This is a genomic window from Cellulosimicrobium sp. NPDC055967 (assembly GCF_042269845.1).
GTDB lineage: Bacteria > Actinomycetota > Actinomycetes > Actinomycetales > Cellulomonadaceae > Cellulosimicrobium.
The window spans coordinates 25,849-36,747 of sequence record NZ_JBHJYJ010000023.1 but is presented as its reverse complement, the minus strand read 5'-3'; the positions used below and the strand labels follow the sequence as shown (position 1 = coordinate 36,747).

The window sequence follows — 10,899 nt, the reverse complement described above, 5'->3', positions numbered from 1 at the left end:
ACCCCCCCCTCCCCCCCCCCCGGGGGGGGGGTTTTTTTGGGGCGCGTTTTCCCCCCCCCCCCGGGCCACATACCCCCCCCCACCCCGGGGCGGTGGGTCAGAGGAGGTGTGCTAGGAGGATGCGCAGGCCCAGCAAGACCAGCACGGCGCCGCCCGCGACGGTCGCCCAGCGGCCCAGACGCTCGCCCGCGCGGGCACCGAGGCGCACCCCGAGGCCGGACAGCACGAGCGTCACGACGCCCACGAGGACGACCGCGGGCAGGATCGGCACGCCGAGCACCGCGAACGTGACGCCCGAGGCCGCGGCGTCGATCGACGTCGCGACCGCCAGCGGGAGCAGCACCCGGTAGGCCACGCGGGGGCGCCGGGTGACGGGCGGCGCGAGGGTCGCGACGGCGGCCGGCTCGCCGGGCGTCCCGGCCTCTGCGCCGGTGGCCTGGTCGTCGGCCGGCCCCTCCACGTGCTCGACGGCGTGCCCGGCCTCGTCCTGGAGGCCCTCCTTGACCATGTGCGCGCCCACGAACGCGAGCATCCCGCAGGCGATCCACGGCGCGACGCCGGAGACCGCGTCGGCGAACCACGTGGACAGCGCCCAGCCGGCGAGCGGCATGAGGGCCTGGAAGAAGCCGAAGAGGACCGCGACGCGCGCGGTCTCGCGCCACGTCGGGCGCCGCATCCGGGTGCCCTGCGCGAGCGCCACGGCGAACGCGTCCGCGGCGAGCGCGACGGCGACGACCACGAGCTCGAGAATTCCCACGAGAAAGCAGCCTAGAAAGCGCCGGACGAATGCGTCCAGGTGCGTCGTGGTGACGCTGGTCTCGGCATTTCCGGACGCGGCTCCCGGTATTTCTGGACGCGCTTTCCCGCATTCCTGGATGCGGGTGTCCGCAACCTCGGGTGCGGATGTCCGCGGCACCGGCGCGCCCGCGTGGGAGGCGGCGCGTAGCGTGCGCGGCGGAGGTGACGATGCTCGCGACGATCGCCGTGGAGGGGTACCGCTCCCTGCGCAGCCTCGTGCTGCCGCTCGACCGGCTGACGGTCGTGACCGGGGCCAACGGGACCGGCAAGTCGAGCCTGTACCGCGCGCTGCGCCTGCTCGCCGAGTGCGCGCTCGGGGGCGCGGTGGGGGCGGTCGCGCGCGAGGGCGGGCTGCGCTCGACGCTCTGGGCCGGACCGGAGCAGGGCGGTGCCCGCGCGGTCCGCGACGGCGTCCCGGTGCAGGGCACGCGGCGGACCGCGCCCGTCGCGCTGCGGCTGGGGTTCGCGGGCGCCGCTCCGGACGACCTCGGCTACGCCGTCGACCTGGGGCTCCCGCAGCACCCCGGGTCGGCGTTCGGGCTCGACCCCGAGATCAAGGTCGAGACGATCTGGTCCGGACCGGCCCCGCGCGCGGCGACGCTCCAGGTCGAGCGACGCGGACCCGCGGTCCGCGTCCGGGACGACGCCGGAGGCTGGGCCCCCTCACCCGCCCGGCTCCGGTCGTTCGACAGCGTGCTCACCGAGCTCGTCGACCCCGTGGGAGCGCCGGAGGTCGTCGCGGTGCGGGAGACCCTGCGCTCGTGGCGCTTCTACGACCAGCTCCGCACCGACGCCGGCGCCCCGGCGCGCGCGCCGCAGGTCGGCACCCGCACGCCGGTCCTCGCGCACGACGGCGCGGACCTCGCCGCCGCGCTCGAGACCGTACGCGACCTCGGCCGCGGCGACGAGCTCGACGCCGCCGTCTCGCGCGCGTTCCCCGGGAGCAGGCTCGCGGTGCACGCCGACGACGGGCGGTTCGAGATCGCCCTCCACCAGGACGGGCTGCTGCGGCCCCTCACCGGCGCGGAGCTGAGCGACGGCACGCTGCGCTATCTGTTCCTCGTCGCGGCGCTGCTCTCGCCGCGCCCGCCCGAGCTTCTCGTGCTCAACGAGCCCGAGACGAGCCTGCACCCCGACCTGCTGCCCGCGCTCGGCGCGCTCGTGCACGCCGCGGCCCGGGAGACGCAGGTCGTCGTGGTGACCCACGCGGCGCCGCTCGTCGCGGCGCTGCGGGACGCGACGGCGTCGGGCACGGCCGACCTGCCGGGCCCCGGCGACCTCCTCGAGGTCGAGCTCGTCCGGTCGCCGTCCGGCGAGACGACTGTCGCGGGCCGCGAGGGTCTGCTCGACCAGCCGCCCTGGACGTGGCCCCGGCGGTGACACCGCGGGCCGGGGCATCGGGCTCGGCCCCCGGCCTCGGGGCGGCGGTCAGCGCCGCGAGGCGACGTGGAGGCTCGTGACGGTGGCGGCGAGGTCGGTGAGCCGGGAGGCCGTCCGGTCGAGGAGCTCGTCGAGCTCGATGGGTCCGGGGGCGATGCTGAACGCCGCGGCGATGCCGGCGTCGCGCGCCTGGTGCGCCGGCAGCAGCACGCGCCCCGCGAGGACGACGACCGGCGGACGGTGCGGTGCCTCGGCGGCGAGCGCGCCCATGGCGTCGGCGACCTTGCCGTTGACCGACTGCGAGTCGAACGACCCCTCGCCCGTGAAGACCAGGTCCGCGCGGCGGATCGCGTCCGGCAGCCCGACGGCCTCGGCGACGAGGCGCGCGCCGGGCTCGAGCTCCGCGCCGAGGATGCCGACCATCGCCGCGGGCACACCGCCCGCCGCGCCCGCCCCCGCGAGCTCGGACACGTCGAACCCCGCCTCCTCGACGAGCACCCCCGCCCAGCGGCGCAGCGCGTCGTCGAGGAACGCGACGTCCGCCTCCTGGGCGCCCTTCTGCGGGCCGAACACGTGCGCCGCACCCCGCTCGCCGTGCAACGGGTTGGTCACGTCGACCGCGAGGCGCCAGCGCACGTCGCGGGCGCGGGGGTGCAGCCCGGACAGGTCGAGGCGCGCGACCCGCGCGAGCCCCTCGCCGCCGTCGGGCACCTGCGTGCCGCCGTCGTCCAGGAGCCGCGCGCCGAGACCGGTGAGGATGCCCGCGCCGCCGTCGGTCGACGCCGACCCGCCGAGGCACACGATCACCTCGTCCACCCCGGCGTCGAGCACCGCCGCCGCAGCCGCCCCCGTGCCGAGGGTGTGCGCGTGCAGGGGCTGCAGCGCGACGTCGCTCACCTGCGGCAGGCCGCTCGCCTCCGCGAGCTCCACGACGCCCAGGCGCCCGTCGGCCGAGACCCCGAACCGCGCGGTGCGGGGGCGTCCGATCGCGTCGACCGTCGCGACCTCGCGCGCCGGCACGCCCCACACGGCGAGGAGCGCGTCGAGGGTGCCCTCGCCGCCGTCGGCCATGGGGAGCTCGACGACCTCGGCGTCGGGGACGACGCTGCGCGCCCCGGCGGCGACGGCGTGCGCGACGTCCGCGGCGCTCAGGCTGCCCTTGAACGAGTCGGGCGCGACGACGACGCGCAGCGGGCCGTCGGGGCGCTGCGGGGAACCGGTCTGGGTGGTGCTCGGCGTTGAGGACACGCTTCGCATCCTAGGCAGCGGGACCCGTCCCGGTCCGCCCGGGAACGGACGGACCGGACGTGTTCCCCGCCACAGCGCTCAGGGGCGCCGCTCGTCCGCCCGCGGCGCGGGGAGCGCTGCCCGGGCCACGTCGGGGATCACCTGCTGGGCCGCGCGCAGCCGCTCGAGCAGGTCGCCGAGCGTCGCAAGGTCGTCGTCGTCGAGCGCGCCGCCCACGTAGGTCGCGATGGCCCGGGCGTGCGCGCGGCCGGTCGCCCGCTGGAGGTCCCGACCCGTCCGCGTGAGCCGGACGAGCGTGCCGCGTGCGTCGTCGGGCGCGGGCGTGCGCTCGACGAGGCCGCGCGTCGCGAGCCGGTCCACCATGCGGCTCAGTGACGGCTGGCTGAGCAGGATGTAGACGTTGAGGTCGCGCAGGCGCATCCCCTCGTCCGGGCCCTTGGTGAGCGAGAAGAGCACGTCGTACTCGCGCAGGGTGAGGCCGTCCCAGACCGGGTCGGCCTGCAGCCGACGCATGACGGTGACCTGCGCCCGGAACAGCGACTCCCAGGTCTCCACCGCGAGCCGCGGGCTCCCGTGGCCGGGCGCCGTCACGTGCTCGACCTCGCGCCTGCCCTGCTCGACCATGACACCCCCGGACGGCTCGATCGATGCGTTCGCATCGACCCTACCGGTCGCGGGCGCGCTCAGCGGCCGAGGCGACGCTCGCGCTGGGAGTAGGCGCGCAGGGCGCGCAGGTAGTCCACGCGCCGGAAGTCCGGCCAGTACGCCTCGCAGAAGTAGAACTCCGAGTGCGCGCTCTGCCACAGCAGGAAGCCGCCGAGGCGCTGCTCGCCCGACGTGCGGATGACCAGCTCCGGGTCCGGCTGCCCCTTGGTGTACAGGTGCTCCTCGATGTGCTCGACGTCGAGGTTCTCCGCGAGGTCCTGCAGCCGCGCGCCCGCGGCCGCCTGCTCGCGCAGGTACGAGCGCACCGCGTCGGCGATCTCGTGCCGCCCGCCGTAGCCGATCGCCACGTTCACCTGGAGCCCGTCGACCGAGGCCGTGCGCTGCTGCGCCTCGCGCAGCGCGCCCGCGAGGCGCTCGGGGAGCAGGTCGAGGCGGCCCATGACCCGCAGGCGCCAGCGGCCCGAGTCGGCGAGGTCGCGCACCGCGTCCTCGATGATGTCGAGCAGCGCGGAGAGCTCCTCCTGCGAGCGCGAGAGGTTGTCGGTCGAGAGCATCCACAGCGTGACGACCTCGACCCCCTGGTCCTCGCTCCAGCCGAGGAACTCCGTGATCTTGTCGGCACCCCGCCGGTGACCGGTCGCCGTCGACTCGCCGAACGAGCGCGCCCACCGGCGGTTGCCGTCGAGGATGACGCCCACGTGGCGCGGCACGCTCTCGCGCGAGAGGGTCGCGGCGAGACGACGCTCGTAGAGTCCGTAGACAGGGCGGGGCAGGCGCACGACGGTTCCTCGACGGTGGAAGGACGGGTGTCGCCCGGCGGGCTGGTCCCTGGTCGGGGACGCGCTGGCCGAACCCGCACACGCTACCGCTCTGGAGAGTGCGGACGGCAGGGTGGCCACGACCGTGCGCGGCCCTGCCCAGGATCTTCACACCGCGGCGCGACGACAGGTCGCGAACCTACGCTCGCGTAACTTACGATGGCGTAGGTTCGAGAGGACGACGCCGTGCGCTCGTCCGTCCGACCCACCGCCCGACCCGGCCCGACCCCGAGGAGACGCCGTGGACCGACCGACCGACAGCGACCCCACCCCGAGCGCGCCCGCCACCGACGCCGGACGTGCGCGCCTGCCCGGCGCCGACGCCGTGCAGGATGTCCGCGAGAGCGTGGGCGACGCCGTCGAGAAGGTCGCCGAGGCGGTCAAGCCGCGCCTGCGGGGCTGGATCCACGCGGGCACGTTCCCCGTCGTCCTCGTCGCGAGCATCGTCCTCGTCGTCGTCGCCCCGCCCGTCGCGGGCAAGGTGTCGTGCGCGATCTTCGGGCTCAGCGCCTGCCTCCTCTTCGGCACGAGCGCCGTCTACCACCGCGGCACGTGGTCGCCGCGCGTCGCCGGGGTGCTCCGCCGCGCCGACCACTCGAACATCTTCCTCATCATCGCCGGCACCTACACGCCCCTCGCGGTGCTCCTGCTCCCCCAGCGGACCGCGACGATCCTGCTCGCGATCGTCTGGGGCGGCGCCGTCCTCGGCCTCCTCGCCCGGATCTTGTGGCTCGACGCCCCGCGCTGGGTCTACGTGCCCATCTACGTCGCCCTCGGCTGGGTCGCCGTCGGCTACATGCCGCAGTTCTGGACCACGACGAACGGACCGGCGATCGTCTGGCTCGTCGCCGCGGGCGGCCTCGCCTACACGCTCGGCGCCGTCGTCTACGGCATCAAGAAGCCGAACCCCAGCCCCCGTTGGTTCGGCTTCCACGAGATCTTCCACGTGCTCACCGTCGTCGGCTTCACGTGCCACTACGTCGCGATCATGCTGGCCGCGGTCGCGGCACGCTGACCGCCGCCGCTCAGTCCCGGGGGACGACGGCGTAGCGACGGTTGGCGAGGGAGGGGTTGCGCTCGCGCGCGCTCGCCAGGGCCGCGGGGTCGAGGTCCGCGCTGCGCAGCTCGGCGCGCTCTCCGAGCTCCAGACCGACCTGGCCGTCCGGGCCGACGAGGAGCGAGCGGCCGGTCACGCCCCTGCCCGCCTGCCCGACCGCGAGCACGACCGCCGTGTTCTCGATCGCCCGCGCCCGGGCCAGGGTGCGCCACTGGTCCGCCTTGAGGTCGCCCGCCGCCCACGCCGCGGGCACGACGAGCACGTCCGCGCCGACGTCGACGAGCCGCCGCGCGCTCTCGGGGAACCGCAGGTCGTAGCACGTCATGACGCCGAACGTCAGGTCCCCGACGGGCAGGACCAGCGGCGGCGCCGCCGGGTCGCCGGCGTCGAGCCGGTCGGACTCGCGGTGCCCGAACGCATCGTAGAGGTGCACCTTGCGGTACGAGCCCACGAGCTCGCCGGACGCGTCCACCGCGACGACGACGTTCACCGCGCGCCCCGCCGCGGCACCCGGTACGAGCGTGCCCGCGATCACCGCGACCCCGTGCTCGCGCGCGAGCCGGCGCAGGGTCGTCACGAACGGCCCGTCGAGCGGCTCCGCGTGCTCGACGCCCGTGCCCCGGGGGTCGAACCCCGCCGCGTACTCGGGCAGCACGAGCAGGTCCGCACGCACGCGCGCCGCCTCCCGGAACGCGGCACCGACCGTGACGAGGTTCGCCGCGTGGTCGGCGGAGACCTCGAGCTGGCCGATCGTGACCCGCGCCCCGGTGGCCACGGTCAGCCCTGCCGCGCGGGACCGCCGCCGGGCGCTCCGTCGGGAGCGCCGCCGTCGCCGGTCGGCCCGTCCGGGCCCTCGGCTCCGGGCTCCGCGCCGTCGGCACCCGCCTCCAGCGGGCCGTCCGCGCCGATGCCCTGCACCTCGGCGTTGTGCCGCATGCGCCGGAGCTGGCGGGACAGCGCGAAGAAGAGGCCCACGGTCGCGAGCGCCACCAGGAAGATCGCGAGGAAGCCGACGAGGCCCGGCGACACGTCGTTCGGGTCGAGGTCCTTGCGCAGCGGGTCTTCGGACGGGCTCGGCGTCGCGGTCTCGGCGACGACGTCGGCCGCCCAGCCCGGACCGCCCGCGACGGTCGGCACCAGGGTTTCCACCAGGGACGTCGTCGTGCTCACGAGGCCGCCCCCTCGCTCGCGACGAGCTCACGGACGCCCGCGAACAGGTCGTCCTCGGGCAACTGCGTGGGGACGCGCGACTCGGCGAGCTCGAACTCCTCGAACGGCCACACGTCGACCTCGAGGTCGCGCGGGATCGCGAAGAAGAAGCCGTCGGGGTCGATCTGCGAGGCGTGCGCGATGAGCGCGGCGTCGCGCTGCGCGTAGTAGCGCGCGACGTGGACGCGGGTCGTGACCTCGCGCTCCGGGATCTCGCGCGCGGACCGCGACTCGACCCAGTCGCCGAACGGCGACTCGAGCCCCGCGCCCTGCATCGCCTCGTGCAGCGTGCGGATGCGGTTCATCGAGAAGTCGTGGTTGTAGTAGAGCTTGAGCGGCGACCAGGGCGCCGCCCCGCCCTCGCGGCGGTAGCGGTCGGGGTCGCCCGCGGCGTGGAACGCCTCGAACGCGACGCGGTGGCACATCACGTGGTCGGGGTGGGGGTACCCCCCCGACGGGTCGTACGTCGTCACGACGTGGGGCCGGAACTCGCGCACGAGCTCGACGAGCGGCGCGGCTGCCTCCTCGAGCGGGACCAGACCGAACGAGCCCTCGGGCAGCGGGGGCAGCGGGTCGCCCTCCGGGAGGCCCGAGTCGACGAACCCCAGCCACTGCTGGCGGACCCCGAGCGCGCGCGCCGCCGACGCCATCTCGACGCGGCGCAGCGCGCGCATGCCCTCGATGTCCTGGGGCCCCTCGCCGAAGCCGGGGTTGAGGATGTCGCCGCGCTCACCCCCGGTGCACGTCGCGACGAGCACGTCGACGCCCTCGGCCGCGTAGCGGGCGGCCGTCGCCGCGCCCTTGCTCGACTCGTCGTCGGGGTGGGCGTGCACGGCGAGGAGACGGAGCGTCTCCGGCTGCTCGCGGTGGGTGGTCGATCCGGCCGCGGGTTCGGCCACTGGTCCTCCCGGGTACGTCGTACGTCTCCTCGCACGGCCGGACCTGTCGTGGGTGCACGACGAGCGCCCGGGCTCTGCGAAGATGGGTCGAGGACATGATCCCCCACCGCGCCCACACCTGACGAACCGCCGGGAACCACCGGCACGACGCCGGGCGTGCGACCGGGCGCGGCGGCACCGACCACGGGACCGCACCATGACGAACGAGACCACCGCCCCGCAGCCGAGCCCGGGCGCACCCCTGCGACCGCCGGCGGGCCGTTACGGGCCCGAGCCGACCGAGCGACGTCGGCGCCTGGCCGTCGTCGGGATCGTCCTCGTCGCGATCGTCGGGCTCGCGATCACGCTCGTCATCGGGCTGCGGTACGCGAACGAGCCGGTGCGGTTCAAGGACTTCGGCTACACGGTCGTGAGCCCGGAGCGCGTGGACGTGACGTTCGAGGTCTACATGGACCCGGGGACGACGGCGACGTGCACGCTCGACGCCCTCGCGGAGAGCTTCGCCCAGGTCGGGACGGTCGACGTCACGGTCGGCCCGGTCGAGGTCGCCGAGTCCCGGTACACGGTGAGCGTCGCGACCTCCGAGCTCGCCACGACCGGCATCGTCCAGTCCTGCCGCGTCGCGCCGTGAGGCGCCCCGGGCTGCGCGCGCGCTGACCTGCGGCGTCGCTGTCGGTGCCCTGTGCTTTGCTATCCTGAGGGATTCCCGCACCCGACCGTGTGGAGCCCGAGACTGCGTGCCGGTGACAAGCACGCCGTCCGCCGGGCGCCGCGGTTCCCGGCGGGAGACCAGTCCTACGCGCTGCCACCCGGCCAGCGTCACCGACCCGGGCAGGCAGGCGCACCGCGAACGCACGCGCCCCGGCTGCCCGTACCCGCACGGCCGTGCGACCGACCCGGCCGTCGACCATGGAAAGGAAGGAGCGAACCGTGACCGACACCACCGTCACCTGGCTGACCCAGGAGGCGCACGACAGGCTGCAGGCCGAGCTCGCCCACCTGTCCGGCGAGGGCCGTACCGCGATCGCGGAGCGCATCGCCGCCGCGCGTGACGAGGGCGACCTCAAGGAGAACGGCGGCTACCACGCCGCGCGCGAGGAGCAGGCCAAGAACGAGGCCCGCATCCGTGAGCTCACCGAGAAGCTGCGCAACGTGCAGATCGGCACGCCGCCGGACGACGGCATGGTCGAGCCCGGCATGGTCGTCACCGCGGTCGTCGCGGGCGACGAGATGACGTTCCTCCTCGGCTCGCGCGAGATCGCCGGCACGACCGACCTCGACGTGTACTCGCCGACGTCGCCGCTCGGTGCCGCGATCAGCGGCAAGTCCGTCGGCGACGAGACGAGCTACGCCGCGCCGAACGGCAACGAGATCACGGTGAAGATCGTCGCCGCGAAGCCCTTCGAGGGCTGACGCGCCACCGGCGGCCACGCCGCCGGTGAGACGTGAGAAGTGGGCCCCCCCGGCCGGGGGCGGGGGGGGCCCTGTAGCGGGGCGCTACCACGCGCCACGGGGGCGCCGCCCCCCCGGCGGGGGGGGCCCGCCCCCCGGGCGCCCGGCCGCGGGGTGGCCGGTCCGCGGGCCCCCCCCCGCCCGGGCGGGGGGGCCCCACTTCTCGCTTCTCGAACCCTCGCGCCCGGGTCGTCCACAGGTCCGGGGCGCTCGTCGGCGCGGCGACGGTGCTCTCCGCCAGACTCTCGGCATGCCCGTCCCCGACCCGCCGTTCCTCGTCTCCGAGGCGCTGCGCCTCGGTATCACCCGCAAGCAGCTGCGCTCGCCGCGGCTCCACGCCCCGGTGCGGGGTGTCCGCATGGACGCCGCACGCCGGGAGGACCTGCGGTCGGTCGCGACCGCGGTCCGGCTCGCGCTCCCGCCGACCGCCGCCTTCTCCCACACGACGGCCGCTGCGCTGTGGGACCTGCCGCTGCCCCGGGACGTCACGGGCCTCGCACCGGTGCACGTGTCGGGACCGTCCGGCACGCGGGCCCTCGACGCCACCGGTGTCGTGTCGCACGGGGCCTGCCGGCGCGCGACGTCGTGGTCCGGCACGGGCTCGACGTGACCAGCCTCGACCGGACCGTCGCGGATCTCGCGACCCTCGTCGCCGCGGGCGGACCCGGGTTCACGGAGACCGACCTCGTCGTCGTCGTGGACGCGGTCCTCGCGGGCCGGGGGCGTGCCCGTCCGTACCCGCCCGACCTGCTGGCCGAGCGTCTGCGAGGGATGCGGGGTCGGCGCGGCGTCGTCCCGCTCGCGTCCGCCCTCGACCGGGCCCGGCGCTTCGTGGACTCACCCATGGAGACGCGGCTGCGTCTGCGGCTCGTCGGCTCCGGCTTCCCCTGCCCGGTCGTCGGCGCCGACGTCTTCGACGACGACGGGCGCTGGCTCGCGCGCCCGGACCTGTGCTGGCCGGACCTGCGGATCGCGCTGGAGTACGACGGGCAGCACCACCTGACCTCCGCGCGCCAGCGCCTGACCGACGTCGCGCGGCAGGAGGAGCTGGAACGCCTGGGCTGGCGGGTGATCGTGCTCTTCGCGTACGACGTCCTCGGCCGCTGGCCGTCGACCGAGGGCCGGGTGCTGCAGGCGTTCCTCGACCGCGGCGTCCGCCCGGCGGAGGTCCCGGACGCGCCCGACGCCGGCACGCGCCCGCGCGTCGTCACCTCGGCACGCCGGATCGTCTGACCCGCGTCGACGGACCCGGGCGTACCACGGGAGCCGAGAAGCGGGGCAGGGGGGCGCCCGCGCCGGGGGCCGGGGGGGCATCGTCGCGCCCGGGCGGTCGGGGGGGGGCCCGCCCGCCCGCGGCGCGCGCCGCGCGCCC

General features: G+C 75.9%; 13 protein-coding genes. 6 read left to right on the top strand and 7 right to left on the bottom strand.

The features are described from left to right. Nucleotides 1-97: 97 nt before the first annotated feature. Nucleotides 98-757: a manganese efflux pump MntP family protein gene (locus ACFC2L_RS19460; protein WP_375825992.1), complete on the bottom strand. Its 660-nt coding sequence runs from the start codon at nucleotides 755-757 to the stop codon at nucleotides 98-100. Between the two features lie 209 nt (nucleotides 758-966). On the opposite strand from ACFC2L_RS19460, the gene ACFC2L_RS19455 reads away from it, so the two are divergent. After that, a complete protein-coding gene (locus ACFC2L_RS19455; RefSeq protein ID WP_375825991.1) occupies nucleotides 967-2,178 on the top strand; it encodes an AAA family ATPase in 1,212 nt (403 codons plus the stop codon). Between the two features lie 48 nt (nucleotides 2,179-2,226). Here ACFC2L_RS19455 and ACFC2L_RS19450 read toward each other — a convergent pair whose 3' ends face one another. The 3 genes from ACFC2L_RS19450 to ACFC2L_RS19440 all read right to left on the bottom strand — a co-directional run bounded on the left by ACFC2L_RS19450 (nucleotide 2,227) and on the right by ACFC2L_RS19440 (nucleotide 4,871). Continuing rightward, on the bottom strand, nucleotides 2,227-3,435 hold the full coding sequence (locus ACFC2L_RS19450) for a glycerate kinase (RefSeq protein WP_375825990.1): 1,209 nt from the start codon (nucleotides 3,433-3,435) through the stop codon (nucleotides 2,227-2,229). A gap of 69 nt (nucleotides 3,436-3,504) precedes the next feature. Next, nucleotides 3,505-4,050, bottom strand: coding sequence for a MarR family winged helix-turn-helix transcriptional regulator (locus tag ACFC2L_RS19445; RefSeq protein ID WP_375825989.1), 546 nt, complete (start codon nucleotides 4,048-4,050; stop codon nucleotides 3,505-3,507). A 59-nt stretch (nucleotides 4,051-4,109) separates the two neighbouring features. Beyond that, the gene (locus ACFC2L_RS19440; RefSeq protein ID WP_204542751.1) at nucleotides 4,110-4,871 is read right to left on the bottom strand and encodes an isoprenyl transferase; all 762 of its coding nucleotides are present in this window, start codon (nucleotides 4,869-4,871) and stop codon (nucleotides 4,110-4,112) included. 346 nt (nucleotides 4,872-5,217) lie between these two features. Here ACFC2L_RS19440 and ACFC2L_RS19435 point away from each other — a divergent pair, with 346 nt between their 5' ends. Then, nucleotides 5,218-5,925, top strand: coding sequence for a hemolysin III family protein (locus ACFC2L_RS19435; RefSeq protein ID WP_375825994.1), 708 nt, complete (start codon nucleotides 5,218-5,220; stop codon nucleotides 5,923-5,925). A 10-nt stretch (nucleotides 5,926-5,935) separates the two neighbouring features. On the opposite strand, the gene ACFC2L_RS19430 is transcribed toward ACFC2L_RS19435, so the two are convergent. From ACFC2L_RS19430 to mca, 3 genes are read right to left on the bottom strand one after another with little or no spacing between them, the layout of a single operon-like run. Then, a complete protein-coding gene (locus ACFC2L_RS19430; protein WP_375825988.1) occupies nucleotides 5,936-6,742 on the bottom strand; it encodes a carbon-nitrogen hydrolase family protein in 807 nt (268 codons plus the stop codon). A 2-nt stretch (nucleotides 6,743-6,744) separates the two neighbouring features. Beyond that, nucleotides 6,745-7,137: a hypothetical protein gene (locus tag ACFC2L_RS19425; protein ID WP_375825987.1), complete on the bottom strand. Its 393-nt coding sequence runs from the start codon at nucleotides 7,135-7,137 to the stop codon at nucleotides 6,745-6,747. Beyond that, nucleotides 7,134-8,075 (bottom strand): mycothiol conjugate amidase Mca, encoded by a 942-nt coding sequence (gene mca, locus ACFC2L_RS19420; RefSeq protein ID WP_375825986.1) that lies wholly within the window; start codon nucleotides 8,073-8,075, stop codon nucleotides 7,134-7,136. Before mca ends, ACFC2L_RS19425 begins: the two co-directional genes overlap by 4 nt. A gap of 196 nt (nucleotides 8,076-8,271) precedes the next feature. Between mca and ACFC2L_RS19415 the strand changes: the two genes are divergently transcribed. The 4 genes from ACFC2L_RS19415 to ACFC2L_RS19400 all read left to right on the top strand — a co-directional run bounded on the left by ACFC2L_RS19415 (nucleotide 8,272) and on the right by ACFC2L_RS19400 (nucleotide 10,760). Continuing rightward, complete coding sequence (locus ACFC2L_RS19415; RefSeq protein ID WP_253053047.1) at nucleotides 8,272-8,706, top strand: DUF4307 domain-containing protein; 435 nt, start codon at nucleotides 8,272-8,274, stop codon at nucleotides 8,704-8,706. 299 nt (nucleotides 8,707-9,005) lie between these two features. Further along, a complete protein-coding gene (greA, locus tag ACFC2L_RS19410; protein WP_375825985.1) occupies nucleotides 9,006-9,488 on the top strand; it encodes a transcription elongation factor GreA in 483 nt (160 codons plus the stop codon). Between the two features lie 289 nt (nucleotides 9,489-9,777). Continuing rightward, nucleotides 9,778-10,137 (top strand): hypothetical protein, encoded by a 360-nt coding sequence (locus ACFC2L_RS19405; protein WP_375825984.1) that lies wholly within the window; start codon nucleotides 9,778-9,780, stop codon nucleotides 10,135-10,137. Continuing rightward, complete coding sequence (locus ACFC2L_RS19400) at nucleotides 10,134-10,760, top strand: endonuclease domain-containing protein (RefSeq protein ID WP_375825983.1); 627 nt, start codon at nucleotides 10,134-10,136, stop codon at nucleotides 10,758-10,760. Before ACFC2L_RS19405 ends, ACFC2L_RS19400 begins: the two co-directional genes overlap by 4 nt. Nucleotides 10,761-10,899 lie beyond the last annotated feature (139 nt).

Excerpts from the sequence above, each read along its gene's own strand:
- ACFC2L_RS19455 (WP_375825991.1), top strand. The coding sequence starts at position 967 with ATGCTCGCGACGATCGCCGTGGAGGGGTACCGCTCCCTGCGCAGCCTC.
- ACFC2L_RS19450 (WP_375825990.1), bottom strand. The coding sequence starts at position 3,435 with ATGCGAAGCGTGTCCTCAACGCCGAGCACCACCCAGACCGGTTCCCCG.
- ACFC2L_RS19445 (WP_375825989.1), bottom strand. The coding sequence starts at position 4,050 with ATGGTCGAGCAGGGCAGGCGCGAGGTCGAGCACGTGACGGCGCCCGGC.
- ACFC2L_RS19415 (WP_253053047.1), top strand. The coding sequence starts at position 8,272 with ATGACGAACGAGACCACCGCCCCGCAGCCGAGCCCGGGCGCACCCCTG.
- ACFC2L_RS19405 (WP_375825984.1), top strand. The coding sequence starts at position 9,778 with ATGCCCGTCCCCGACCCGCCGTTCCTCGTCTCCGAGGCGCTGCGCCTC.